At 57.5% G+C, this 26,205-nt stretch carries 23 protein-coding genes and 1 other RNA gene; 12 read left to right on the top strand and 12 right to left on the bottom strand.

Features of this window, described 5'->3' with window-relative positions; all coding sequences use genetic code 11:
* Positions 1–118: 118 nt before the first annotated feature.
* Together RBB47_RS12640 and RBB47_RS12635 are read left to right on the top strand one after the other, a co-directional pair.
* Entirely contained in the window at positions 119–1,708 is a 1,590-nt protein-coding gene (locus RBB47_RS12640; protein WP_305986164.1) for an ABC transporter substrate-binding protein, read from the top strand.
* A 59-nt stretch (positions 1,709–1,767) separates the two neighbouring features.
* Complete coding sequence (locus tag RBB47_RS12635) at positions 1,768–3,759, top strand: CocE/NonD family hydrolase (protein ID WP_305986163.1); 1,992 nt, start codon at positions 1,768–1,770, stop codon at positions 3,757–3,759.
* A 44-nt stretch (positions 3,760–3,803) separates the two neighbouring features.
* Here the strand turns inward: RBB47_RS12635 and RBB47_RS12630 are convergent, their stop codons facing one another.
* Complete coding sequence (locus RBB47_RS12630; RefSeq protein WP_305986162.1) at positions 3,804–4,799, bottom strand: AraC family transcriptional regulator; 996 nt, start codon at positions 4,797–4,799, stop codon at positions 3,804–3,806.
* Between the two features lie 164 nt (positions 4,800–4,963).
* Between RBB47_RS12630 and RBB47_RS12625 the strand changes: the two genes are divergently transcribed.
* Positions 4,964–5,410, top strand: coding sequence for a cupin domain-containing protein (locus tag RBB47_RS12625; protein WP_305986161.1), 447 nt, complete (start codon positions 4,964–4,966; stop codon positions 5,408–5,410).
* Between the two features lie 30 nt (positions 5,411–5,440).
* On the top strand, positions 5,441–6,928 hold the full coding sequence (locus RBB47_RS12620; protein WP_305986160.1) for an NAD(P)/FAD-dependent oxidoreductase: 1,488 nt from the start codon (positions 5,441–5,443) through the stop codon (positions 6,926–6,928).
* 9 nt (positions 6,929–6,937) lie between these two features.
* Here RBB47_RS12620 and rnpB read toward each other — a convergent pair.
* Both rnpB and RBB47_RS12610 read right to left on the bottom strand, forming a co-directional pair.
* Positions 6,938–7,335, bottom strand: an RNA gene (rnpB, locus tag RBB47_RS12615) — RNase P RNA component class A.
* 33 nt (positions 7,336–7,368) lie between these two features.
* Positions 7,369–7,530, bottom strand: coding sequence for a hypothetical protein (locus RBB47_RS12610; protein ID WP_305986159.1), 162 nt, complete (start codon positions 7,528–7,530; stop codon positions 7,369–7,371).
* Between the two features lie 159 nt (positions 7,531–7,689).
* Here RBB47_RS12610 and RBB47_RS12605 point away from each other — a divergent pair, with 159 nt between their 5' ends.
* The 4 genes from RBB47_RS12605 (at position 7,690) to RBB47_RS12590 (ending at position 10,322) form a co-directional block, all read left to right on the top strand.
* Positions 7,690–8,256: a carboxymuconolactone decarboxylase family protein gene (locus RBB47_RS12605; RefSeq protein ID WP_305986158.1), complete on the top strand. Its 567-nt coding sequence runs from the start codon at positions 7,690–7,692 to the stop codon at positions 8,254–8,256.
* Between the two features lie 53 nt (positions 8,257–8,309).
* Positions 8,310–8,891, top strand: coding sequence for a TetR/AcrR family transcriptional regulator (locus tag RBB47_RS12600; RefSeq protein WP_305986157.1), 582 nt, complete (start codon positions 8,310–8,312; stop codon positions 8,889–8,891).
* 128 nt (positions 8,892–9,019) lie between these two features.
* On the top strand, positions 9,020–9,682 hold the full coding sequence (locus tag RBB47_RS12595; RefSeq protein ID WP_305986156.1) for a CoA transferase subunit A: 663 nt from the start codon (positions 9,020–9,022) through the stop codon (positions 9,680–9,682).
* Entirely contained in the window at positions 9,672–10,322 is a 651-nt protein-coding gene (locus tag RBB47_RS12590) for a 3-oxoacid CoA-transferase subunit B (protein WP_305986155.1), read from the top strand. The genes RBB47_RS12595 and RBB47_RS12590 overlap by 11 nt, the downstream gene beginning before the upstream one ends.
* Positions 10,323–10,333: 11 nt before the next feature.
* Here the strand turns inward: RBB47_RS12590 and RBB47_RS12585 are convergent, their stop codons facing one another.
* Positions 10,334–11,803 (bottom strand): PLP-dependent aminotransferase family protein, encoded by a 1,470-nt coding sequence (locus tag RBB47_RS12585; RefSeq protein ID WP_305986154.1) that lies wholly within the window; start codon positions 11,801–11,803, stop codon positions 10,334–10,336.
* 82 nt (positions 11,804–11,885) lie between these two features.
* On the opposite strand from RBB47_RS12585, the gene RBB47_RS12580 reads away from it, so the two are divergent.
* Positions 11,886–12,560, top strand: a complete 675-nt coding sequence (locus RBB47_RS12580; RefSeq protein ID WP_305986153.1) for a pyridoxamine 5'-phosphate oxidase family protein — start codon at positions 11,886–11,888, stop codon at positions 12,558–12,560.
* Positions 12,561–12,673: 113 nt separating this feature from the next.
* Here RBB47_RS12580 and RBB47_RS12575 read toward each other — a convergent pair whose 3' ends face one another.
* The 3 genes from RBB47_RS12575 to RBB47_RS12565 form a co-directional block, all read right to left on the bottom strand.
* On the bottom strand, positions 12,674–13,285 hold the full coding sequence (locus RBB47_RS12575; protein WP_371932780.1) for a lytic transglycosylase domain-containing protein: 612 nt from the start codon (positions 13,283–13,285) through the stop codon (positions 12,674–12,676).
* 471 nt (positions 13,286–13,756) lie between these two features.
* Complete coding sequence (locus tag RBB47_RS12570) at positions 13,757–14,521, bottom strand: N-acetylmuramoyl-L-alanine amidase (RefSeq protein WP_305986152.1); 765 nt, start codon at positions 14,519–14,521, stop codon at positions 13,757–13,759.
* Complete coding sequence (locus RBB47_RS12565; protein WP_305986151.1) at positions 14,518–15,210, bottom strand: DnaJ family molecular chaperone; 693 nt, start codon at positions 15,208–15,210, stop codon at positions 14,518–14,520. The genes RBB47_RS12570 and RBB47_RS12565 overlap by 4 nt, the downstream gene beginning before the upstream one ends.
* A gap of 643 nt (positions 15,211–15,853) precedes the next feature.
* Here RBB47_RS12565 and RBB47_RS12560 point away from each other — a divergent pair.
* Positions 15,854–17,932: a bifunctional diguanylate cyclase/phosphodiesterase gene (locus RBB47_RS12560; protein ID WP_305986150.1), complete on the top strand. Its 2,079-nt coding sequence runs from the start codon at positions 15,854–15,856 to the stop codon at positions 17,930–17,932.
* A 213-nt stretch (positions 17,933–18,145) separates the two neighbouring features.
* On the opposite strand, the gene arsC is transcribed toward RBB47_RS12560, so the two are convergent.
* The 3 genes from arsC to RBB47_RS12545 form a co-directional block, all read right to left on the bottom strand.
* Positions 18,146–18,553 carry an arsenate reductase (glutaredoxin) gene (arsC, locus tag RBB47_RS12555; RefSeq protein WP_305986149.1) on the bottom strand — a complete coding sequence of 136 codons (408 nt, stop codon included), beginning with the start codon at positions 18,551–18,553 and terminating at the stop codon, positions 18,146–18,148.
* Positions 18,550–18,903 (bottom strand): helix-turn-helix transcriptional regulator, encoded by a 354-nt coding sequence (locus RBB47_RS12550; RefSeq protein WP_305986148.1) that lies wholly within the window; start codon positions 18,901–18,903, stop codon positions 18,550–18,552. Before RBB47_RS12550 ends, arsC begins: the two co-directional genes overlap by 4 nt.
* A gap of 65 nt (positions 18,904–18,968) precedes the next feature.
* Positions 18,969–19,427 carry a winged helix DNA-binding protein gene (locus tag RBB47_RS12545; protein WP_305986230.1) on the bottom strand — a complete coding sequence of 153 codons (459 nt, stop codon included), beginning with the start codon at positions 19,425–19,427 and terminating at the stop codon, positions 18,969–18,971.
* A gap of 241 nt (positions 19,428–19,668) precedes the next feature.
* Here RBB47_RS12545 and RBB47_RS12540 point away from each other — a divergent pair, with 241 nt between their 5' ends.
* Positions 19,669–21,135, top strand: a complete 1,467-nt coding sequence (locus tag RBB47_RS12540) for a glycosyltransferase family 39 protein (protein WP_305986147.1) — start codon at positions 19,669–19,671, stop codon at positions 21,133–21,135.
* A 44-nt stretch (positions 21,136–21,179) separates the two neighbouring features.
* On the opposite strand, the gene RBB47_RS12535 is transcribed toward RBB47_RS12540, so the two are convergent.
* Positions 21,180–21,560, bottom strand: coding sequence for a hypothetical protein (locus tag RBB47_RS12535; protein ID WP_305986146.1), 381 nt, complete (start codon positions 21,558–21,560; stop codon positions 21,180–21,182).
* A gap of 237 nt (positions 21,561–21,797) precedes the next feature.
* Here RBB47_RS12535 and RBB47_RS12530 point away from each other — a divergent pair, with 237 nt between their 5' ends.
* A complete protein-coding gene (locus RBB47_RS12530) occupies positions 21,798–25,382 on the top strand; it encodes a hydantoinase B/oxoprolinase family protein (protein ID WP_305986145.1) in 3,585 nt (1,194 codons plus the stop codon).
* 116 nt (positions 25,383–25,498) lie between these two features.
* Here RBB47_RS12530 and RBB47_RS12525 read toward each other — a convergent pair whose 3' ends face one another.
* On the bottom strand, positions 25,499–26,137 hold the full coding sequence (locus RBB47_RS12525; protein ID WP_305986144.1) for a DUF1062 domain-containing protein: 639 nt from the start codon (positions 26,135–26,137) through the stop codon (positions 25,499–25,501).
* Between the last annotated feature and the right edge of the window lie 68 nt (positions 26,138–26,205).

Below are 26,205 nucleotides of genomic sequence, written 5' to 3'. Positions count from 1 at the left end.
CGAGCTCAAAAAAGAATTTTTGCAAAAAATTCTTTTTTGAGCGTAATATAAAACTTAAGACGCTACTCAGAACAAAAGAAAGGCGTCCGCTAGTCCATTCCAGAAGGTGAAAAAAGTCATGAACGATTCGAAGTTGGCGCACCTGAAATCATTTGCCGCATCAGGTGTTTCTCGCCGCGATTTCATGCGTACCACAGCCGGTGCAGGCGTCTCCATTGCCCTAGCGGGCGGGGTCTGGTCCGAAGCCCGGGCAGCGACACCGGCAAAAGGCGGAACATTGAAGGCCGGCGCCGATGGCGGCGCGACCACGGACACTTTCAATCCGATTGAAATGAACGGGGCCGACCATCCGACACTTTCAATTCTCTCAAGTTTCGACACCCTTACGGAGATCGACGATGCAGGTGCTCCGGTTCCCTCCCTTGCGGAGAGCTGGGAGAGCAATGCCGATGGGACCTGGGCATTCAAGCTGCGCAAGGGCGTTGAATTTCATGACGGGAAAAGCCTGACAGCGGATGATGTTGTCTGGTCGCTCAATCGTCACCTGAACAAGGACAACCGGGTCGCAGAAGCACAGCAAATCGTTCAAAACTTCGATGAACTGCGCGCCGACGGCCCCGACACGGTTCTGATCAAGCAAAAAGAGATCAACTTCGATCTGCCGTCCCATCTTTCGTCATATGCGATGATCATCGGCAAGGAAGGAAACGAAGATTGGGCGTCGGGCATCGGCACAGGCCCCTACGTCAAGGAAGACTGGGAGCCGGGCGTGCGCTACCTCGGACGCAAGCATGCCAATTTCTACCGGGACGATCAGGGCCATTTCGACGACGTCGAGATACTGAACATCACCGATCCGGGCTCTCGGATGTCGGGCCTTTTGTCCGGAACGTTGCACGCCATCGGCTCGCCTGAAACAAAGACCGCAAACCGTCTCGCGCAGGCACCGGGTTTCGAACTGGTTCAGGTTCCGGCCACCCAGCATTTCACCTGCGACATGCGCGCGGATATGGATCCGTTCACGAATTCCCATCTGCGCCAGGCCGTGAAGTGGGGCATCAATCGTCAGGAAATTGTCGACAAGGTGTTAAGTGGTTTCGGGACGACCGGAAACGATCTACCCATCAGCCGCGGACAACAATTCTACAACGACCAGCTGGAACAGCGTGAATTCGATCCGGACAAGGCACGCTTCCATCTGAAGGAAGCCGGCCTTGAGAGCGCCGATCTAACCCTGGCAACAAGTGACGGCGCTTTTGGCGGTGCTGTGGATGCCGCGTTGCTCATGCAGAACTCCATGGCAAACGCAGGCATGAATGTAACCGTTGATCGCCGCCCAGCAGATGGCTATTGGTCCGAGGTCTGGCTCAAAGTGCCGTGGTGCATGGTTTATTGGAACGGGCGCCCAACCGTGGACTGGATGCTGAGTTCAACCTACACATCCGATTCTGCATGGAATTCAAGCGCCTTCCGAAACGAGACCTTCGACAACCTGCTCGTTGCCGCCCGGTCCGAAGCCGACGAAAACAAGCGCCGCGACATGTACTTCGAGGCCCAGCGTATTTTCTGGGAAGAGAGCGGCACCGCCGTTCTTGCTTTCGCGAACATCCTGATCGGCCAATCCGACAAGCTCGGGCACGGTGCAGTTGGCGTTACACGCAGAATGGACGACAGCCGCCTGCCGAGGCGTTGGTGGTTCAAGTCTTAACGTTTCAAGCGGGGCGCTCAAGACCGGGCGCCCCGAAGTGAACTGAAACCCGGATCACAATGAACAAGCATTTCACTGGCATTCACCGCGTGCACGAGACCGAACACGTGTGGATTCCGATGCCGGATGGGACACGCCTTGCGGCCCGTTTGTGGCTGCCGGCCGGGGCACACGAACAGCCGGTTCCCGCGATCGTGGAATACATTCCCTACCGCAAGCATGACATGGTTCGAGCCAGGGACGAAAGGAACCATCCCTACTTTGCTGAACACGGCTATGCCTGTCTCAGGGTCGACATGCGTGGGTCGGGGGACAGCGAAGGCGACATGCCGGACATGTACTGCGAAAACGAACTTGCCGACGCGCGCGACATGATCAACTGGATCGCCGGTCAATCCTGGTGCAATGGCCGCGTCGGCATGTTCGGCACCTCCTGGGGCGGCACGGCGAGCCTTCAGGCAAGTATCGATGCACCGGCAGCGCTGAAGGCCGTTGTCGCCGTCTGTGCAACGCATGATCGATATGAAGACGACATTCACCACAAAGGTGGTTGTCTTCTGACGGACACTTTCGAATGGGGGGCAACACTTCCGGCCATTCTCGCCTCCCCGCCGTCTGATCATGTGGGACCGGACTGGATGGCGCGCTGGAAGTCCCGGCTGGAGACGCTGACCTTCCCGGTTGAGAACTGGGTCAGAGAAGAAGCGCGCGGTACCTTCTGGCGGCACGGCTCCGTCAAGTATCAGACAGACCGGCTGTCCTGCCCGGTTTTAGCGGTCGGCGGCTGGTCGGATCGTTACTCAAACTCCGTTATGTCACTCGTCGATGCCAGGCCTGACCTGGTTTGGGGGATCGTTGGCCCATGGGGTCACCATTATCCCGATCAGGCACATCCCGGGCCGGGAATTGGATTTCAGAGCCTGGCGCTGGAATGGTGGGATCAATGCCTCAGGCACGAAACCGTTCCCGACTGGCCACGATTGCGGGTGTGGTTGCGCGAGTTTGAAGAGCCTGCGGATGTGATCGACACGCGCAAGGGCCACTGGATTGAAAGCGGCCCGGCCCGCAGCGAAACCACTCTCAAGCGCCTGTCTCTCTCATCAGGCGGCTTGTCACACAGTCCGTCGAGTGAAACCTTCGACGTCGAGCCCGATCTTGGCGTTGGCCAGGCATCCGGAGACACCGGATATTTCGGGCGCTTTGGCGGCCTCCCGCTTGACCAGTCCGAAGACGACGCACGGTGCCTTGCGCTCGACACCCCCACTCTGGATGAGGATCTCATCCTGTTCGGCAGCGCCGAAGTGACTTTGACGGTGTCTGCGGAATTCGATCGCAGCCAGCTCTGCCTAAGGCTGTGCGATGTCGCGCCAGACGGACGCTCGAACCGCGTTGCTTTGGCTGTTCGAAATCTTGCGCTGGACGATGAGCTGGATGAACCGGATACGTCCTTTGGCAGCGCGCCTCGGGAAATCCGCATCAGGTTTCACACCAAGGCCTATCGCTTCGCCAAGGGGCACCGTATCAGGCTTGCCATCGGGACCTCTTACTGGCCGCTTGTCTGGACGCCGCCCGAACAGGGTTCTGTCCGGATACTGGAAGGCTTTTTGGATATGCCCTGCTCTGCTGGCAAAGCCACCACTTTGAAAACGGACATGCCCCTACCGGAAGATCTTCCGGCCCAGAAGTCACACGAAGTTCTCGCTGCCCCGAAACTTTCACGCTACGGGTATGACGACGAAAGCGGCGGGCTATCCAGTGGTTGGCACCAGGGTGAGACCGCAGTGCGCCATGATGCGATCAACACGACATTCGCCTATGAAACAACCGGTGATATGCACCTCCACCCGCACGATCCGCTGTCTGCAAAATGCGACTTCAGGCATCGGATGCGGTTCGAGCGGCCGGATGGCACAGCGCATATTGACTCGACCCTTAAGGCCCGCTGCACCGGGGACACCTATTCCCTCGACGGCGTCTTGGTAGTTCGCTGGAACGGATCGGTGTTGCACGAAGCGACCTGGAAACGCTCCATTCCAAGAAAGCTCTCATGAAGCCGTAGGTGGTCTAATTTACGGTAGCGCCAGATCCAAACCCTTTAGCCGAAAGGGCGACCGCGCAAGGTATCGCGAGGCGACTCTCCAAAGCGTGCCTTGTAGCTGACGGAAAACCGCCCTGCATGCCTGTGCCCCGAATGCGATGCAATGTCTGCGATGGACGCGTTGCCGCCTTGCGACAGCAACAGGTGGCGGGCGTAAGTCAGGCGGACGTCCTGCAATTTCTCCATCGGGCTACAACCCAGCTCGCGCTTGAAAAGGATCTGCAGATTGCGGGGTGTCGTGCCGGCATAAGCGCAGATGTCCAGGAGACTGAGATCGTCTTCAAACCGTTCGTTGATCAAATTAAGCGCCCGCCTCAGAACTGCCGGTGCAGCGCCGGTGAGACCTCGGCCGAGCAGCGGTGAAACCGTGCTGGGTTGAGCCTGCAACAAAGACGTCACGAGCGTTTCTTCCAACATGCGCTGATGCGTTTCTTCGGGAAGGCGGAATATTTCTCCATCATCCGCGGCTCCGTAAAGGCCGCGTAACAGTCGCGCCCAGGCAGCAACGGACGGATTTTGCATATCAAGTTCCGGCGCAAAGCGCACCGTCGTGAGGTCCGTTCCGGCCATCCGAACTGCGACCTCCTGCATGAAAGTCTTTTCGATCTGCACCAGCACCTGCTCGCAGCCCTCGTGCCACTGCATGGTGGTGCTTCGGTCGGGATTGAGCACAGATCCCATGAAGGGTGTCGAATAAACCGACCGGACCCCGTTCCTCACCTGGGCCGTCCCGGCTATCGGGATCTGTATCAGATAGAAATGCGATAACTCGCCCGGATCGATGGTCACGTCGGCGCCATACCGGATGTAGTTCAGCGAAAGTCTTTTGCCCGGGACCCTGTTCTGACACGCGTCGAACCGGTCAGAGGCGGATCGTCGCTCCAGCCGGTGGCTGCAAAAGTGCCGCGCAACGATCTCGCGTGCTTCGTCAACGTCATATGTTTGAAAGCACCGGAAGTCGCTGAGTGGAGGTCTGTGGTCTGTCACGGACATGCCCAAAGGATGCCTCCGTCCACGGTTTCATTCAAGTATTTGAAAACCTGCACTGCGGCACTTTAATGCACCGGGTCAGTTTTTTTCGCATTCCGGATAAAACCAATCCGCCGGTCTCGCTTAGCATTTTATCGCCAACACACCGCATGAGTGAGGGGAACAAAATGCAAAACGGAGCTGGCATCACATCTGCCGAGGCAGGTCTCGACGGCACAAGCTGGAACGTCGTCGGTCACACCTACACACCCAAGGTTCATTCCACCAACGCCTTCATCTGGCACGCCGTTGTCCCTGCGGACACGTTCGTGCCGCCCCATATTCACCCCACACAGGACGAGTGGATCGTCATGCTGGACGGTGAACTTGAAGTGGAGATGGGCGGACAGACTCACACGGCGAAGGCCGGCGACACGGTGCGCATGCCGATGGGTGAAGCGCACGGGATCTTCAATCGCTCCGGCAAGACAGCGACATGCGTCTTTGGGGTCGCTCCGGCACGAAAGCTGTTCGATCTCTTCGGAGCGCTCGACGGCATCACCGACCCTCAGGAACTTGTCAGGCTTTCAGCATTGCACGAGGTCGATTTTCTTCCACCACCGGACCAGGCCTGAAACGCAGGTACGAACAGGAGGAAGCTGACCATGACGAAACGCAAGAACGTTGCCGTTATCGGTGGCGGTGTGAGCGGTCTTGCCGCCGCCAAGGCCTTTGACGAACGTGGGCACAGGGTTTTCGGTTTTGAACGAAGCCACGATTTCGGAGGCGTGTGGGAACTCTCGCGGTCCTATCCCGATGTGCAGACCCAATCGCCGAAAGATCTCTACCGCTATACCGATCTTGCCATGCCCGGGGACTACCCCGAATGGCCCAAAGGCCCACAGGTGCATGCCTACCTTCATGCCTATGCCGCCAAGCACAAATTGGCACGGCTGTTTCAGCTAAACACCAATGTCGTCTCCATGGACCGCAGGCAAGATGGCCTGCCCGGCTGGACGCTTGAGCTGGAAGCAGCCGGCAAAACCTGGACACAGGACTTTGATTTCGTTGCGGTCTGCACCGGCCAGTTCTCGGACAAGAACATCCTCACCCATCCGGGTCAGGACGCGTTCACGGCCGCCGGCGGCAAGGTCATGCACAGCTCCGAATATACCGATCCGGCACTGGTCAGGGACAAGAACATTGTCGTTCTCGGAGGTTCCAAGTCCGCCACCGATATCGTTGTCAATGCCGCCAGGAACGGCGCGAAATCCGTGACACTTGTCTACCGCGAACCGGTCTGGCGGGTGCCCTACTATGTCGGCGGGATCAATTTCAAACGGTTGTTGTACATGCGGGCTCAGGAACAGCAGTTCAACGGCTGGGGCGGTACACCTCTCGGCAAAGCAATGTTTACAGCTTTCAAACCGCTGATCTGGGCGAATTTCCGCGGCCTTGAGACCCTGCTCAAGCTTCAGCTCAAGTTGAAGAAGTGGGACATGGTGCCTGATGTTCCGATTGAAAAGGACGCCTCCTGCTCATTGCCGATCGTGACGCCGGGCCTGTTTGAAGGGTTTGAGGATGGCTCGATCAAACCGATCCGAGGAACCTATGATCGCTATGAGAACGGCGAAGTTGTTCTCACCAACGGTGATCGGGTGCCTTGCGACGTGTCGATCCTGGCCGTCGGCTGGAAACTCGGCGTTCCTTATCTGGCACAGGAATTTCAGGACAAGCTGATCGAGCCGGACGGACAGTATCGTGTCTACCGCCTTGCCGTGAACCCGGATTTGCCGGACATGGGATTTGTCGGCTTCAACTCCAGCTTCTGCACGATTTTGTCGGCTGAAATGATCGCAAACTGGCTGGTACGCTATGCGGACGGCAAGCTGGCAAAGCAGCCCAGCGCAGAGGAAATGAAGAAGAACATCGATGACATGCTGGTGTGGCGCCGAACGGAACGCCCCGCAGCCAAGGTTTATGGTGGTCTTTGTTCTGCACCGTTCCATTTCCGGCACTTCGATGAGCTGCTTTCGGACATGGGCGCAGCCAAAGTGAAGCGCTCAAATCCGATTGCCGAGCAGTTCTCCTATCCGGACGCAGATGCCTACGGAACGTTTCTGGCAAGCGCGCCGCAATATTCGGCGGGATGAACAACAAAAAAAGCCAGCCGGCCTGTAAGCCGGGTTCTGTATGGCCCGCTTTCGCGGACGCGACAGCCATTCATCTGGGACGCCTGTTGCCAGGCACCTCGCGCAACCAACCCGGACAACTGGCCTGGAAACCGGCCTGGCCCGGGATTGCTCCCGGAGCCGCGCTGTCCCTATTCGGTCTTGCTCCCGGTGGGGTTTGCCATGCCGCTGCTGTTACCAGCCGCGCGGTGGGCTCTTACCCCACCCTTTCACCCTTACCCCGGCACGCCGGGGCGGTTTGCTTTCTGTGGCACTTTCCCTGAGGTCGCCCTCGCCGGGTGTTACCCGGCACCGTGTTTCCTTGGAGCCCGGACTTTCCTCCCCCGCGGCCTTTCGGCACTTGCGGCAGCGGCTGTCCGGCCGACTGGCGCTTGCGGACTTAAGTGGCTTTCGGACCAAGGTCAAGCAAAGGCAGAGCCGATCGGCCTGTTTCCATAAGAAGTTATGATGTTTCCAAGCCGCATCTCCTGCAGCTCCAGCATCGATCTGCGGGCCGTATGCGCATCTGCGTCTTGCAAGCGTGTTGCTGCTCTTTGGCCTTCAAGAGCTCCCAGGCGGAGCATGGCACGATCCTGATCACGTTTGATTGAAGTTGGCATAAACGCGCAGATTTTTGCCGTTTTCTTTTATCGATTAATTTTTGACTAGTCAGTACAGAATACCTATATCGCGTTTGCCGATGATCGGCACCACAGATGCGACCACCACAACAGGAGATGCAAATGACCGACTTCACGCTTCATACTCAGGACTCCGCCCCGCAGGACAGCAAACCGCTTTTGGACGGTTCGCTGAAAGCTTTCGGCATGATCCCCAATCTGCATGCCGTCATGGCAGAATCCCCGCAACATCTGGAGGCCTATCAAAAGCTCCATGAGCTGTTCCAGCAGACAAGCCTGACACCGGTCGAGCAAACGGTCGTCTGGATGACGATCAACGTCGAGCATGCCTGCCACTATTGTGTCCCCGCCCATACGGCGATTGCGCATATGCAGAAAGTTGATGGTGACATCATCGAAGCGCTCAGAAATGCGGCACCTATCGGTGATGCGAAATTGGAGGCGCTGCGCCAGTTTACCCTGAAAGTGGTTCGCCAGCGCGGCGTCGTCTCCGATGCGGATGTCGAGGCATTTCTGGCGGCGGGCTACACCAGGCGGCATGTTCTTGACGTCATCCTTGGCGTTGCCCAAAAAGTCATGTCAAATTACGTCAATCACTTGGCGGACACACCGGTTGATGCTCCGTTTCAGAAATTCGACTGGAAACCGGCTGCGACCGCAGCTGCATAATCGCACAGGCTCCGGCGACCCCGATTGCCGGAGCCTGTTCAGAACGAGGAAAAATGGCCGGACGTCCCAAATCCTTTGACATGGACAAAGCTCTGGATGCCTTCGTGGATGTCTTTTGGACGAAGGGATACCAGAATACGTCCATTGACGACTTGCAGGCGGCGGCCGGGATCAAGAGAGGCAGCTTTTACGCAACGTTTGGCTCCAAGGACGATGTCTTTGCGACGATCCTTGAAAAATACTGGCACGAGGCAACCGAGCTTGGCTTGTCCCATATGGACAGTGCTCCGGACCCGCGCCAGGCCGTTGCCGGGCTGATCCGTCACGTTGGAACATTCATGAGCCGGAATATCCCGCGCGGATGTCTTCTTCTGACCTCATCAGGCAATACGGTGAGCGAGCAAACGAACGATGCGGCCATTGCGCGTGAACGCATGGGCATGCTCGAAAAGCGCATATTCGATACGCTTGCCCGCGATGACAGCCTAAGCGAAGACAAGGCACGTGATCTCGCAGCGTTCGCGGTGTCGTGCCTTTTGGGCTTGAACGCCTTGGCGCGCCTGGGCCAGCCAAGCGAAAAGATACTCGCTGCCGCGGACTACGGAGCCGGATTTTTTGAAACGCCTGGCATTTAGTCAGCCGCTTCCCCCTAATGCAGTTGCCGCTCGCCTCAGTAGTACCACTGCGTCGCACAATTTTCATTTTTCACGAGGCGTTTCAGACGCTAACGTCCTGCTAACGGGTTGAATTGCGGGGACGCACCATGAAACACGCGATCAAGGCCGCGGAAGCAGCCGAGCTCATTCCGGATGGATCGACACTGCTCATCGGCGGCTTCATGGGGGTCGGGTCACCCCACCGGCTGATTGACGCCATCGTCGACAAGGGAGCAAAAGACCTGACCGTTGTTGCAAACGATACCGCGATGCCGGGCCGCGGGATCGGCAAACTTGTTACAGCTGGTTGTCTTTCCAAAGTGGTCGCTTCTCATATCGGTCTCAATCCCGAAACCCAGCAGAAAATGATCTCCGGCGAGATCGAAGTCGACCTGGTTCCACAGGGAACGCTCGTCGAAAGGATCAGGGCAGCAGGTGTCGGGCTTGGCGGCATCCTGACGCCGACGGGCATTGGAACGCTGGTGGCGGACGGCAAGCAAACGGTGTCGGTAAATGGTGAGGACTTTCTTCTGGAAGAGCCGATCCCAGGTGATTTTGCGCTGATTGCGGCGCACCAGGCGGATTACGTGGGCAATCTGGAATACTCGCTCACAGCACACAATTTCAATCCGATCATGGCGCTTGCAGGTGCAACGGTAATCGCCGAACCGCACACCATTGTACCGATCGGTGTCATTTCGCCGGACAGCGTGAAGACCCCCGGCATTCTTGTCGATTATCTTCTGGAGAGGCAGCCCGATGGAAGCTAAGGAAATCATCGCCCGGCGTGTGGCTCAGGAAATTGAGCCCGATACGCTCGTCAATCTCGGTATCGGTCTGCCTTCGATGGTTGCCAACTATCTGCCAAAGGAAGTTCACGTCTTCTTCCAGGCTGAAAACGGGGTAATCGGTCTTGGTGCCCGTCCTCCCGAAGGCATGGAGGACCCGGACCTGACGGATGCCGGAGGCGGTTTCGTGACTGCTGTTCCCGGTGCGGCTTCGATCGATAGCGCGATGAGCTTCGGCCTGATCCGCGGCGGTCACCTGGATATGACCGTTCTCGGCGGCCTCCAGATCGACGAGCGCGGTTATCTCGCCAACTGGATGATCCCCGGCAAGATGGTGCCCGGTATGGGTGGCGCCATGGATCTGGTTGCCGGCGCGAAGCATGTGGTTGTTGCAATGGTGCACACTGCAAAGGGCAAGCCAAAGATCTTGAAGGAATGCAACCTGCCCCTCACCGCCCAGCGCCGGGTCAGCCTTATCGTCACAGAGATGGCTGTTATTGAACCGACAGAAGCCGGACTGGTTCTGAAGGAGACCGGACCGGACGCGTCTGTTGACGATGTGATCTCGGCAACGGAAGCCAGTCTGATTGTTCAAGGCGACGTGCCGAAAATGCGGCTCTGACATACAGCTTGTCAGGACTGAAATTCATCCAGGATAGCGCCCAGGGCATTCACCCCCTGGGCGATTTGTTGTGGCGTCGCATCCGCAAAACCGATGATCAGACCAGACAGGCTGTTTTCCCCCAGATAACAATTGCTGAGCGGCGACACGGAAAATCCGCGCTCCTGCATGGCTCTGGCAACGTCAATGTCGTTCAGAGGCCCGCGAAATTTCACGGAAACCTGAACATTGCCATTCGGCGGTTCGGCCTCGATCCGGTTTCCAAGCCGCTCTGTCAGGCTCCGAACCAGCAGGGCACCCCGCTCCTCATAGATTTTCCGGATGGTCCTGAGGTGTTTCTGATAAGCGCCGCTTTCCATGAACCGGGCGAGTGCAGCCTGCGCCTGGACATTGGCTGCACACCCCATGTTGCGCAGCATTCGCATCAGTGGATCGACCAAAACCGCTGGGACAACACAGTAAGCCACCCGAAGCCCCGGCATCAGGCTTTTTGAAAACGTGCCGAGATAGATGACCTGACCTTCTTCCGCCAATCCGTAAAGCGCAGCGACCGGGCGCCCCGAAAACAGGAATTCACTGTCGTAATCATCTTCCAGGATCACGGCACCGGCGAGGCGTGTCGCTTCAAGCAACGCCAATCGACGCGCCAGCGGCATTCGAACCCCCAGCGGATACTGGTGCGACGGCGTCACGTATATCAGCCTGGGCGCCACACCCGTGTTCGCCAGTCTGGTGACATCCGCACCCAGCTGATCCGTTGGCAAAGGCCGAATGCGCAGACCTGCGACCCGAAAAGCTGTTCTGGCGCCGAGGTAACCCGGTTCCTCGAGCCAGGCTTCGTCTCCCGGATCTGCGAGCGCCTGTGACAAGAGGGACAGGCTCGCCTGCATGGAGCTTGTGATGAGGATCTGTTCCGGCTCGGCCCGAACGCCTCGCTCGGCGGCAAGATGGTCCGCAAGCTGTTGCTTCAAGGCAGGAATTCCGGAGTAGTTCTGATATTGAAGATCGGAGCTGCGCTCCATTCTGGCAGCACGGCGCAAGCACCGCGCCCACTCCTCATAAGGAAAGCAATCGAGCGCCGGGGCTCCCGGTTGAAGCGCCCCGTGGCGGGACGCCGCCCCCTCGCCGCGCACGTTTTCCGACATCTGCAGACCGCGGCCGGACAGTCCCGGAGAGTGCTGAGGTTCCGCATTTCGTCCCGGACTGCCCTCAAGCGGCAAGCCTTCGGTGATCCTCGACGCCGCTCCCACCTTGACCGAAATTATGCCTTCTGCCTCAAGCAGCTCGTAGGCTGCATTCACGGTGTTTCTGGCAACGCCGAGAGACGTGGCAAGCCGTCGGGTCGACGGCAGTCTGGTCCCCGAAGGCATCAAGCCGCCACGGACCGCGCTTCGAAACGAGCGGTAGATCTGCTCAGACAGGGGAACATGTCCCGATCTGTCCAACGTCAGGATACCTTCGGGGACAACTGGTTCTTTCATTTTTTAAAAACCGGATCTTTTACTGAACCAATTTATCAGGGAAACACTTGCTGACAAGACCAATAATCACTTGGAGAAAGCCATGTCCTCTTTGGAAAAACGTCAAGAGGCAGACCTGCCAGGGTATGCGAAAATCCGGCAAATGAACCGGGGCAGTTATGATCGTGGCCTCGCTTACGAAATCCTGGACGCGGGCCTTGTCGCGCATTGCGGCTTCATTCACCAGGACAGGCCGATGGTGATCCCCATGGTCTATGCCAGGGTTGAGGACAAACTCTATATTCACGGCGCCAGCACAACCCGGATCGTCAAGGACAATGCCAAGGGTGTCCCGGCGAGCCTGACCGTCACGCTTCTCGACGGTCTCGTTGTCGCCCGCTCTGCCTTCCACCATTCCATGAACTACCGGTGTGCCATCGTGCACGGTACGGCCCGGTTGGTTGAAGATCGCGACGAGCAGATCATGGCACTCGCGGCAATTACCGACCACATGCTTCCCGGTCGCTGGGACGAATGCCGCGAGATGATACAAAAGGAGCACAAGGCAACCGGTGTTCTTGAGATGGACATGGAACACGTGAGCACAAAGGTGCGCACCGGTGGACCTGTCGATGACAAAATTGATCTGGGAACGGATCTTTGGGCTGGTGTCGTTCCGGTTACCACCGCACTCGGACAACCCTTCAATGCCTATGATGTGCCGGACGGAACGCCTATCCCGGCATCGATACCGGCGGCGCGACGCAAGTTCGCCTGAAAACTTACCGGACCAACAAAAAACCCCGCTGCCTTGGCAGCGGGGTTTCGCTTTGCCCACGAATACTAGGGTCAGTCGAAATTGACGTCTTGCCTGACCGCCCTGCCAGGCAATCAGCTGGATGCCATGATCCGCTTGACCTTGCTGCAGTAACGGCGGCTGATCGGATTCATCCGTTTGGCGTAGTGTCCGGCATTGTAACGCAGGATCGTGCCGCAAAGATCGCCTCCTGCTCGCTCATGCGCCCCGGCCAGGTATTTCATGCCCCATTCGATATTGGTTTCCGGATCATAAAGCGCCTTTGTGGATCCGCGATAGCCGATGCCACGTGCGGTCGCCGGCTTGATCTGCATGAGACCGACTTCGCCGGCGCGCCCGCGCGCCCGCGGATTGAAGTTGCTTTCCACTTCGACAACCGCTTTTGCGATATTGATCGGAACGCCGTGTTTGGAAGCCGCCTTGCGGATCAGCTTGGCAAATTCTTCCTTCTTGGCCGGTATATTTTTAGCTTGCGTGCTCTTGGCCGGCGCTTTTTTCGTAACTTTAGTCGTCGCTTTTGGTTTGGCCTTCGAAGTGGCCTTCGCTGTCGACTTTGGTTTCGTGGCCGCCTTTTTGGCTTCCTTGCTGCCCGACGTCTCTTCGTCATTGCGAAGGACGTGCAGAACAGGTTTCTTGCCCGTCCCTGCCTTGTCCTGCGATTCCAGAGCTTCGGCCGTCTTGGCCATTTTCTCCGGATCGATGATGTGAAGGATCGGGTCCGAACCCGACCCAGCCGCCACGACAGTTGGCGTAATTGCTGCAGTTGCGAAGGCGAAAAGGCAAAGCGCCCCAGTGAGTTTGTTGAGTGACCGTAACATCCGTCCAGCCCTTTGGTTTTATTGCGGTTGAAGTCGGGACGGAGAAATGAAGGACCGTTTGGACGAAATTTGGCGCTGTCTAATCACGATTTATTTCAAGTTCTTACAGTTTTTTACCACCAATTCGGGCACGAATTTGTCGGCTCAGCGGGTTTGTGACCAAATCGTGCCCGGTTTCCGGCGACTCGCAGACTTTCTGGAGAAGATCTGTGACAGGCATGGATCCTGAGGATTTGAAAAATGCTGCAGCGCACTCACATCTTGAGAGTGCTCCAAACGACCGAGAAATCGCGGAACGCTCGGCAGCCTCCTAGACCGCTCTTGCCAAGAGAAAAGCGATCAGGTGGAAAAGGAGGGCAGTTGCCGAAGAAGCGTGTTCAGTGTCTCGATCGTCGAATGGTCGGCGACCCCATCCACTTTTTCCTGCCTGAAATGACGCTGGAAAGCCGTGACCACGTCGCGCGTCTTCTCGTCGAAGTGACCGTTGATATCGACGTTGTAGCCATAAAGAGCGAGCATGGACTGAAGGGCTTCAACCGGCTGCCCGCTGTCCCCCTCCTGCATCAGCAGCCCGGCAACGATAGGATAGGCTTCGACGGAAAGCCCGACACCGGCGTCGGCAAGACGGTTCCAGGGAAACAACTCGCCCGGGTCTTCCTTTCGTCCAGGTGCGATATCGGAGTGAGCAAGCACCATCCAGGGATGGATATCGTGTCGACGGCAAATGTCCAGCCCGAGCCGGATGACGGCCTCGATCTGTTCGTCCGGAAACGGTCTGTATCCGAATTCATGGCCGGGATTGACAATTTCAATCCCGATCGACCTCGAATTAACGTCGGTTTCCCCCTTCCAGAAACTGTTGCCGGCATGCCAGGCCCGTCTTGCCTCGGGAACACATTGCAAGATGGTGCCATCCTCGTGCACCAGGTAATGGGCAGAAACCTCTGCACGCGGATCACACAATCTTTGAAGCGCTGTTTCCGCCGTCTGCATGCCGGTGTAGTGCAATATGATCATGTCGATCGGCGCGCCTTGCGCACGCTCGCCGTGATTGTGCGACGGATGTACGCGTGCGTCCACGCTTGTATCGGTTGCAACGCTCATATGCCTCTTTCCGCGCAAATCTTTGCCCAGGCCTCGTTCAAGGCGGCAAGACGATCATTCGCGATCCGGACAAATTCTTCCGGCACCCCTCGCGCGATCAACCGGTCGGGATGGGTTTCCTGAACTTCGCGCCGATAGTGCGCCTTCAGATCCGCGTCACTGGATTCCGGGCCGAGCCCGAGCACTTCGTAGGGATTGCCGTCGCTGCGGACATGCCGGGCGAGCACTTTCGCGAACTCGCGGTCGTCCAGACCAAAAACCTCGGCGACTTTGGCCAGATAGCCGACTTCACTCTCGTGAACGACACCGTCAGCCTTTGCAATGTGAAACAGGCCATCAAGGATATCGAGCAATGTCTTGCGATCATACGGAAACAGATCGGCGAGCTTTTTGGCATAGACCTCAAAACCGGCGACATCTTCCTGGGCAAGATTGAAAAGCCGCGTAACGTTGCGCTCCTCCTTGGGCGGCACTTCAAAAAGTTCCCGAAACGCAATTATCTCGTCCGTGGTGACGACACCGTCTGCCTTTGCCATCTTTGCCGACAGCGCGATCATTGCAACGGTGAAGCCGACGCTGCTGGTTCCCTCGGGACGCGCAAGAACCAGCTGTACCAGCCTGTCGACAACTTGAGCGCCGCCGGTTCCGATCGCACTCACGATACTGCCGATACTGCTCCAGACGCTCACCAACAAGCTCCCGTTGGACTCGAAGACCGGTCTGGTTCATTCGCAATTGACCGGACGAATCAAATTTCCCGTTTCACTCTTATCGGCAGCCGCCGGATTTGACCAGAGTACGGACTGAGAAATGAAGCTGGTTTTGTTCGGATCGTTTTTGCCAGATGCGAGAAGCGATGAGGTGGGAATTGTGTTTCGTTTTCAAGTCCTTCGCGGCGCGTAAGACGGTCAACCCGGCCAGATCCGAGGGACGGCAGGTCGCCGCCCCAAGCAGCGCCAAGGCGCTTCAACGGGCCAATAAGCCAACTCTTCACACGCGTCTTTACAAGCTGCCGTCGTTTCAACCGTCAAATCAAAATCGTGTATGAGGCCGCCCCTCAGGAGGGAGGTGAAACGAAACAAACGCTCCTGAAATATCGGCTCTGTAACAGCGGCCAAATATCCTGCTTTCGCGTAGATCAAACCCTCACGAAGACAATGCTCAATGATTCATGATGGTTAAAGACTTTCTGCTTAGGATTGAATCACACGTGTTCGAAGAATGGTAACGAGCCGAATGGCGCACCCACTCGTAAGAAGCAACATTGTCATATTTTTCGTATCCATGTCGCTGGTCCTTACGCTGGCGCTTGGAGTCTATGTGAGCAATCGAATGCTCACCGATTGGCTTTTGATGCGCGGGCTGGAACAGGAGTACAGCCTTCAGCAAGCAAGCGTTCAGGAAATACTGGCCACGTCGGCTGTCGAAGGATCCGCCCCGACGTCCACCAACCTTCAAGGCTTGCGTCTGACCCGTACTGATGCGGCACCGGCCAATCAGCCGATCTCGGCGGCCCAACTGGAAAGGTTGCAGCGCAGTCTGCAACGGGAAGCCGCCAACTCGGAAATTGTGGAAACGGCGCTGGTTTACCCGAAGGCCGCGATCGCCAGCAATCCGCAACTTCCTGCGTTTGCACAAATCGACTGGCTTTCGAAAAACGAGCTTCGCTCTGTACGAACGCTGAACCGGGCCTGGTCGGCTTTCAATTCGAAACGTTCACTTGCAGTCATTCCGGATATGACCTGGTACGGCTCTTTCGGAAACAACGCCGTCGTCGTCTTCAAACCCGCGCAATCCAGTGCGTTGGCGCCCAGCCTGGTGCTTCTGGTCGACCAGTCCGCCATTCTGGCAAGCCTGGCCGGATTGATATGGTCGATCAGCGCAACCATCGGAGCCTTGTGCCTGATCTCGTTCGCCTTTGCTGCCATCCTTCTCTGGATGCGGTACTACGATCAGGTCAGAACCAACAGCAATATCGAATATCTCGCCCATCATGACACGCTGACAGGGCTCCCGAACCGGGCGGTCTTCAATGCGCGTCTGGCAGGTGCACTGCGCCACGCCCAGGCAAAAGCGTCCAATGTCGGTGTCATGCTGATCGACGTCGACAAGTTCAAGGAAATCAACGACACCCACGGCCACGGCATTGGTGACGTCTTCCTCCAGATCGTCGGCGAACGCCTGCAAACCGTCTTTCACAAACACCTTGTCGCCCGGTTGTCCGGTGACGAGTTTGCCGTCCTCTTGGAATCCGTTTCTGATCCTGCACGCATGACCCGTCTGGCGACGGACATGATTACCGCGACGTCGGAGCCTTGCATAATCGATGGACGGGAAATCAAGCTTTCGCTCTCGATCGGAATTGCGCGCGCCACAGATGGGTCCTGGCGTGTCTCCAGGTTGCTGCATTGCGCCGATCTGGCCCTTTATCACGCCAAACACAGCGGCCGTTCCACATTTGCCTGGTACACGCCAGGGCTGGATGCGGAAGCACAAAAGCGCAAGGAAGTGGAAAACGGACTGGTCAAAGCGCTCAAGCTGGACCAGTTCAAGCTGGTGTATCAGCCGCAATATGCCCTGCGTGACGGTACGCTGAAGGGATATGAAGCGCTCGTGCGGTGGGAGCATCCGAGCAAGGGCGAGATCAGACCGGATCTGTTCATTCCAATCGCGGAAGACTGCGGCCTGATCGACGAAATCGGCACGTGGGTGCTGAACCACGCATGCCGCGAAGCAATGCTGTGGAACGATCAGAGCCGTCGCGTTGCGGTCAACATTTCCGCAGCCCAGTTCATCGCCGGCGAAACGCAAAAACGTGTTGCCCAGGCCCTGCTCAACTCCGGGCTGGACCCGCGCCGCCTGGAAATCGAAATCACCGAGAGCCTGCTTATCTCGAACACTGACGCTGTCATCGAAACCTTGCGGCAAATCCATGAAATGGGCGTTTCGATCGCCATGGACGATTTCGGGACAGGGTATTCCTCGCTCAGCTATCTCAGCCTGTTCCCCTTCGACAAGATCAAGATTGATCAGGCCTTCGTGCAAAATCTCGGCAAGGACACCAGTACGGACGCAATCGTCACGTCGATCGTGGGTCTCGGGCGTTCACTGAATGTCACGATTACGGCCGAAGGCGTCGAGACGGAAAATCAGGCCGTGCTTTTGAGTGCTGCGGGCTGCGATCTCGTCCAGGGGTACATGTTCGGAAAACCGGCCTCCGTTGCCCAGCATGAAGCAGACTATCCGGTCTTTCCGCACAACAAAGATGGCGGCTTGTGGTTTCCGCAAAAGAAGAAAGCAGCTTTGGAAGCACCAAAGATTTCGCTGTCACCGGAACTTGCTCAGGTCGCGACGCTCGCGACACCGGAAACCTCTGCCAGCCAGGACAGCAACGAAGCCGCGACCGTCTGATCGCGTGCCGTTGGCGCGACGATGACCTGACCCCGATCAGGGTCAGGCGAAACAAGTTTGTCGTCATTCCCCAAGCGCGGACTTCGGGCTGAACACAATCGCGCGTGGAGCCGCCACGTCCGGAAAAACCTGCTCGCAGAAAACCTTTGCCGGGCGCCGGCAGTCGCCAACCATCACCAGTTCAGGTCTGTTTCCATGAGGAGCCGCGCCGGGTTACGCCTTGCTGGACGATACGACTTCACCGTCTTCCTTCGTGAACGAGCCGATATCGGCGGGTAGCAGATCCATCACTTTTTCCGACGGCCGGCACAGACGGACACCCTTTTCGCTGACGACGATCGGCCGGTTGATCAGGATCGGGTGCTCCATCATGAAATCGATAAGCTGGTCGTCTGTCCATTTGTCCTCGCCGAGTCCCAACTCGTCATAGGGCGTTCCCTTCTGGCGTAGAAGATCACGTACAGAGATCCCCATGCGTTCGATCAGATCGACCAGCTTTTCCCGGTTTGGCGGTGTCTTGAGATACTCAATGACCTCAGGCTCGACACCGGCCTCGCGGATCATCGCCAAAGTGTTCCGGGACGTGCCGCATTTGGGATTGTGATAGATCGTAATGCTCATTTCGTGTCCTGCAATGTGTTGGGAGAATGTGTCATATCGTTTGCGGATAACCCGCAGATGACAGGGTTGCTGCCACAGCAATCTTCCATCAGGAACTTCAGCAGATGTCTCATCTGGCCATAGTCAACGGCATATCGGATGAGCCGCCCTTCCCTTTGCGCCGTCAATAACCCCGCCCGTTCCAGCGTGGTGAGGTGAAAGGACATGCGCGTTGGCTGCACATCAAGCCTGTCTGCGATGACACCCGAGGGCAACCCTTGCGGGCCCTGGCTTACAAGAAGCCTGAACGCCGCAAGCCGGTCTTCCTGTGCGAGTGCGCCAAGTGCGGCAATGGCTGTTTGTTCCTTCATATTTCGATCCTACAAGAATTTTTGCAGTATACAACGCAAGAACCTGCAGTGCAGGCGCCCAAATTTCACATGGCTGCGGCGGCGCGCGCAGCCTGATCGTAGTTTCCGGAAACGAGACGCAGGGTAGCAGCAAGCCGTGAGAGTTCGGTTTCATCGAGGCCCAGCGCTTTCATGGGCTCAACCAGAAGGGCCTCGCGCAACTTCTTGTATTCCATGCAGGCCGTCTCACCTGCGGCGGTTATCTCGGCTGTTTTCTCTTTTCCCCGGCGTCCGGACTTGATCAATTTGGCCCGTTCCAGCTTCTTCATCGAATAGGTCACCGTGTAGGTGTCTTCGATGTTCAGCACCAGGCAGATGTCCGAAAGCGTCTTGGCGCGGCCTCGGTGGTTCACGCTGTGCAAGACGATCACATCGAGGGGGCTCAGCCCCTCCGATCCGCTGGCTGCCATGCACCTGACCATCCACCGATGATAGGCATTGACCATCATGGTGACGGCAAACTCGACTTCCGACAACGCCGGCATGGCACCGGAGGCGAGATGGGCTGCAGACACGACGGGCCCAATGCTGGTCTCTGACCCTGCAGATGATTTGGGTTCGGACTTATCGGACAAGCGGAAAACCTCAGACTCAGTATCTTCAAAACGGCTTCAAGAGCTTAGCGGCAAATGTGCGGGCTCAAAATCCCCTGACAAAGATAATCTTTTCACCGGCCGCCGGATTGGCTAGCGTTCAGCCCTCTCAATCTCAAGAGGACACGGCTGCGTGCGACCGGCAGACAAACAGTACATTTCGGATCTGGCCGCGAGCGTTCTTCTCCTGATCATATTGGCCGTTGCAGCTGCAATCCGTTTTCAAGATCTGGCGAGAACCAGTCTCTGGTACGACGAGGCCGTTTCGTGGAGCCAGTCCAATGGGTCCTTTGCAGACCTGCTTGCCTCCGTTGCCGCGGACAATTACCCGCCGCTTCATAATGTTGTGCTGTGGCAGACCATGCCGCTGATCGGTGACAGTGAAACAGCACTGCGTCTGCCGTCTGCTCTTCTGGGTGTTCTGTCCGTCTGGCTCGTTTATCTGATTGGGCGCCACCTGCGCGACAAGACGACCGGGCTGCTGGCAGCGGCCCTGCTCACATTTTCGCCGTTTCACATCTGGTACTCGACAGAAGCCCGAATGTACGCGCTTCTCGCGGCCTGCGGCCTCGCGTTTCTCTTGGCTGCGCTGAAAGTCTTGAAAAAGCCGTCGGCGATCTGGGTGGTGCTTTTGGCGCTCAGCGGGGCGTTGTTCTTATACAGCCACGTCTATGCCCTTTTCGGGTTTGCATGTGTTGGTTCGGCTTGCGCGGCATTTGCACTCAAGGATGTCCTCGATCCGGAGAAGCGACTGCGGTCCAGCGCGCTGGTGGCTTGTCTTGCGATGGCCGCAAGCGTTGTTTTGTTTGCACCTTGGCTCGTCATTCTTGCCGGACGCGCAAGGTCCGTTGCCAACGAAGGTTTCTGGATCGCCTTCCCTGACCTGACGTTCCTGCGCACGACCGCCTTCACGCTGTCGGGATCTCTCGTGCTCTTCTGGGTGCTTGTGGGCCTCGCCGTCGTCGGGGTCGTGTCAACGCTTCTCAAACGGCCTCATCACGGCGACAATTCAGTAGAAGCAAGGCAGTCGGTGGTGATTTGCGTCGCCTATACGCTCGGTCCGGCATTGCTCGCCTATTTCTATTCAATTCTTGTCCAGCCGATCCTGTTCGACCGGTATCTGATCGCGGCCTGGCCGGGATTGCTTTTGCTGGCAGCGCTTGGCGCCGGTTTTGGCTTTCCGCGTTTAGCGCCACTTGCGCTGTTCGGTGTGGCGCTGGTTCTCACCTATCCGCAGCTGAAATTTACCCTTACCGAGAAGATCAGGCCGGAGTGGCGGGAGGTTGCTGCCTATTATCTGGAGAACCGGGAACCGAACGATCGGCTTGTCCTTTACAAGGGTTTTGCCGAACCCGTCCTTTCCTATTACCTGCGCGGCGAAAACCAGTTCGAGGCCGTCGAAAGCGTCGACGCGGTACCGCATCTCTCATACGTTCCTGAAACCGGAAACACATGGTTGTTGCTCGCTCACCTCAGCGGGCGGGAAACAGATGATGCAAGACAGGCATCCGCGACAGAGAGCGTCCCTCCCGCAATCCAGAGATTTGGCTGGGGTGCAAGCGGCCTCACGCTTCTAAAGTCCGGTCCGGCGCCGAAATAAGGGTATTTTCATAGCGCAGCTCCAGACACACCAACCGGTACCGTTTATGAAAACACGTCCGGCGTCAGTTTCGGCCTGCCCGGCACAAAGAGCAGGACCAGAACAAATACGAGGTTGACGAGTGGTACATAGGCCAAATGGGCCAAGAACCGCGAACAGCCCACATCCTGAAGCCGCATGATCTGAAATCGCATATTGAAAAAACCGATCACGAGACCGCCCAGCAGCACGATGAGGACACCGGCAAAGCCTTCGTCCGGCTGATTGGCCACAACGAAGACGAGCGCCGTGCCGGCCGCCAGCAGGATCAGAAGTCGAACGAAAAACGCCAACCTGTTGAGAGTGCGATCCAACGCCGTCGTGAAATAGGCGGCAAGGAAAAGAACGGCGGGTATCACGACAAACTGCAATACCAGAAAACCCATGCACCGCCCCTCTCAAAAACCTGTTTTGTCTCAAATGTCTCTGTCAGTTCCAGACCGCATCTGAAATTGAAAGGTTACATTCAGTTCCTCAGCATTGAGTTCGCCCAAACAGTTTCTTTGAATTTTTCATCGACAATTTATCGATAAAATGTCAATGTAGTTTGAGAATGACCTTGCAAGGTTCGCTCGTGTGCGACCGGGTCATATCTTTTGATCGGCAAATCTGAGGGATTGAACATGACATCCAGGTGGGATTTTTGGGTCGACCGCGGCGGCACATTTACCGACATTGTCGGGCGCGCGCCCGACGGTACGCTGCATGCACATAAGGTCCTGTCTGAAAACCCCGAGGCCTATCGCGATGCCGCCATCCAGGGAATACGCGAGATCCTTGGCCTGGAAAGCGGCGCGCCAATTCCGTCTGAAAAAATCGCGACGGTGAAGATGGGAACGACCGTTGCGACCAACGCGCTCCTTGAGCGCAAGGGGGAACGGACAGCCCTGTTCATCACGAAAGGTTTTCGCGACGCACTCGAAATCGGCTACCAGGCCCGCCCCAAAATTTTTGCCAAGGAAATCATCAAGCCCGAGCTGCTGTACGAAAGTGTTCACGAGATTTCCGAGCGCGTGCGTGCCGACGGAACGGTGGAACTGACGGTCGATGAGACAGACGCACGCAGACAGATGCAGGAAGCCTGGGACAACGGCATCCGGTCCATCGCCATCGTCATGATGCACGCCTATGCCTTTCCGGCACACGAACAGGTTTTGAAAACAATTGCCGAGGACATCGGCTTTCCGCAGATTTCCGTCTCTCACGAAGTTTCACCGCTCATGAAACTGGTCGGGCGCGGCGACACAACTGTGGTGGATGCCTATCTCTCCCCGATCCTGCGCCGTTATGTCGATCAGGTTCAGGAAGAACTCGGTGAAGGTCCAAGGCTGATGTTCATGCAATCGTCGGGCGGTCTGACGGCTGCCGATCTTTTCCAGGGAAAGGACGCGATCCTCTCGGGCCCGGCCGGCGGCGTTGTCGGTGCGGTGGAAACCTCGCGCATGGCCGGCTTTGACAAGATCATCGGCTTCGACATGGGCGGCACGTCCACCGATGTCTGCCATTATGACGGCGAATACGAGCGCGCCTTTGAGACCGAAGTAGCCGGAGTGCGCATGCGCGCGCCGATGATGATGATCCATACCGTTGCAGCAGGCGGTGGTTCGATCCTGCACTATACGGATGGTCGCTTTCAGGCTGGTCCGGACTCTGCCGGAGCGAATCCCGGGCCGGCCTGTTACCGCCGCGGCGGTCCCCTTACTGTGACAGATGCCAATCTGATGACGGGAAAACTCGCACCGGAGTTCTTTCCCAAAATCTTCGGCCCGAACCAGGACCAGCCGCTGGACGGCGACGTTGTCCGGCAAAAATTTGCCGACCTTGCCAATGAAATCGGCGATGGCCGTTCGCCAGAGGAAGTCGCTGACGGTTTCCTCAAGATCGCCGTTGAGAACATGGCAAATGCCATCAAGAAGATCTCGGTTCAGCGCGGCTACGACGTGACAGAATATGCGCTGACCTGCTTCGGCGGCGCCGGCGGGCAGACGGGTTGCCGCGTTGCGGACAGTCTCGGCATGAAAACCGTCATCCTGCACCCCTTTTCTGGCATACTGTCAGCCTACGGTATGGGGCTCGCTGACATTCGCGCAGACCGGCAACAGGCCGTGGTCAAAGTCTTGAGCGAAAGCCTCATGCCGGAGTTGCTGGCGCTTCGCGATCAATTGGCTGCCGTCACCGAAGCTGAACTCGACCGGCAGGCAATTGCCGCAGTTGAGCGCCGGACAACCGCAACAGCTCATTTGCGCTACGATGGCACAGACACGCCTCTTCCGGTGCACCTCGGCAGTGTCGACGCGATGCGCAAGGCGTTTGAGGAAGCCCACAAAAAGCAATTCGGCTTCGCCTATGACAATAAACCGATTGTTGTGGAAGCCCTGGAAGTGGAAAGTGCGGGCGGCGGCGCCGGTCTTGTTGAGCCCGACCTAAACCTGTCCTCCGAAGGCGCTGCGCCCGCGACAACAACACGGATCTATTCGGAAGGTGTCTGGCACGACGCGCATATCTATCGGCGCGAAACGCTGAAGCCCGGAATGAAGGTCGCTGGTCCGGCGGTGATTATCGAATCTCACGCAACCATTGCCGTTGAAGACGGGTGGCAGGCTGAGATTAACGCGAAGGATCATGTGGTACTGCACCGGATCGTGCCACTGAAACGCGCGGACGCCATCGGCACGCACGCCGATCCGGTGATGCTGGAAGTCTTCAACAACCTGTTCATGTCGATCGCCGAACAGATGGGTGTCACCCTGCAAAACACCGCCTATTCGGTCAACATCAAGGAACGCCTCGATTTCTCCTGTGCCGTCTTCAATGCGGACGGAGCGCTGGTCGCCAACGCGCCGCACATGCCCGTGCATCTCGGTTCCATGGACCGGTCGGTCGAAACCATCATCAAGCTGAACACGGGCAAGATCAAACCGGGTGATGTCTTTGCGCTGAACGCGCCTTACAATGGCGGCACGCACCTGCCGGACATCACCGTTGTCTCGCCTGTCTTCGATGACGAGGGCAAGGACATTCTGTTCTGGTCCGCGTCGCGGGGGCACCATGCCGATGTCGGGGGCTCCGCGCCCGGTTCCATGACCCCGCGCGCAACCAATGTGGATGAGGAAGGTGTCCTCTTCGACAATTTCAAGATCGTCGATCAGGGCCGGTTCTGCGAGCAGGAGCTGATCGATCTTCTGACCAACCACCCCTACCCGGCCAGAAACCCGCACCAGAACGTCGCCGACCTCTCGGCCCAGATTGCCGCCAACGAAAAGGGCATTCAGGAACTGAAGAAAATGGTGGCGCATTTCGGGCTGGACGTGGTTCAGGCCTATATGGGCCACGTTCAGGACAATGCGGAGGAAAGCGTCCGCCGGGTCATCGAGGCCCTGAAGGACAGCGAGTACGAATACCCCACGGATCAGGGCTCGGTGATCAAGGTCAAGATTACGGTCGACAAGGACAAGCGGGAAGCAACCGTCGACTTCACCGGTACGTCTCCGGTAAAACTCAACAACTTCAACGCACCGGAACCGGTAACCCGAGCGGCCATCCTGTATTGCTTCCGCGTGATGGTGAACGGCGACATCCCGATGAACGCCGGCTGTCTCAAGCCAATCCACATCAACATTCCGGACGATTGCATGCTGCGTCCCTCCTATCCGGCAGCCGTTGTCGCGGGGAACGTGGAAACTTCGCAGCACGTCACGAATGCGGTCTTCGCAGCCCTTGGAGCCATGGCGAACGCACAGGGGACGATGAACAATCTCACCTTCGGCAATGACACCTACCAGTACTATGAGACCATTTGCTCTGGCTCGCCGGCCGGACCCGGGTTCAACGGTACCGATGGCGTCCACACGCACATGACGAATTCCCGTCTCACGGATCCCGAAGTGCTGGAGTTCCGTTTTCCGGTCCTCCTGGAGGATTTCCATATCAGGAAAAAGTCCGGCGGGCGTGGCAAATGGTCGGCCGGCAACGGCACGCGCCGGACACTGCGGTTCCTGGAAAAAATGGATTGCGCCATCCTGTCATCCCACCGGACGATCAGGCCGAAAGGGATGCAAGGCGGAGAAGACGGCGAACTCGGCAAGACTGAGGTGCGCCGTTTGACCGGAGCCGTGGAGGTGCTGGAGGGCTGTGATCAGACAGTGCTGGAACCGGGAGAAGCGGTGACGGTGATCACCCCGACAGCCGGAGGCTGGGGTTCGGCATAAAGCGTACAGCGAACCTGGTGCCGCCCTGAAAACTTCAGGATACGGACCCTAGCGCCACATTGGGACGGATGTGACCGGAACGCAAACGTTCCGGTCACCAGACAGGTTGAGACCGCTCATTCGAGCGGATGCACCAACCCGAAAAGCCTGTGTCTCAGGTCCGGAACAGCGCTTGGCTCAAAGCTGAAATTGACGCGCATCTTGTGACGAAGTGGTTTTTTCAGAGCCTTTTTGGAGCCATCGATCAACAGGATCACGCCATCATCTGCCAGTTGGTGGATAAGGCGCCGTGAGAGGTTCAGGCCTTCGGCAAGAACCCGGTCCAAACGGACGCGGCACGCACCGGGATTCAGGAGTGTCAGACTGAGTGGGGCATCGCTTTCGACAGAAAGGCCTAAAAGCTTCTTTTCGATCGAAAAAGCCATGTCTGTGTCAGCCGCCAGCCCGGTGGAGGCTGTTGGCAGATCAACGGCAACCTTCCTGGCGAGGGCAGGATCGTTGGTTTGCAGCGATTGAAGCAAATCGTCGGAAATCGACTGGCGCGCGCGCCGTTCAAAGAACGGGCGGTTCCAGCGGTTCCCGCATTTGGCGCAGACATAAATCAGCCAGGCATCGAGGCGGTTGCCATTGGCATTCAGCCTGAATTTCCCGGTGGACGAAAAAGGTTGAACATGGCCACAGCGTCCGCATGGGCGCTTGACGCGCGGCGTTTCTACCGTGCGCACGGTCCATTCAACATGCAAAAAAGAGGACATTCCGTCGGTCTTCCTTCTAAAGGAAGTCCGTCAACGGTCAGTCGGGATGCCACGGCAAAAGGGCCGAA

Origin of the sequence: Roseibium sp. MMSF_3544 (genome assembly GCF_030732845.1) — a bacterium.
Classification (GTDB): domain Bacteria; phylum Pseudomonadota; class Alphaproteobacteria; order Rhizobiales; family Stappiaceae; genus Roseibium.
Note: the sequence above shows the minus strand (reverse complement) of the source record. Positions and strands in the feature narration are given on the sequence as shown.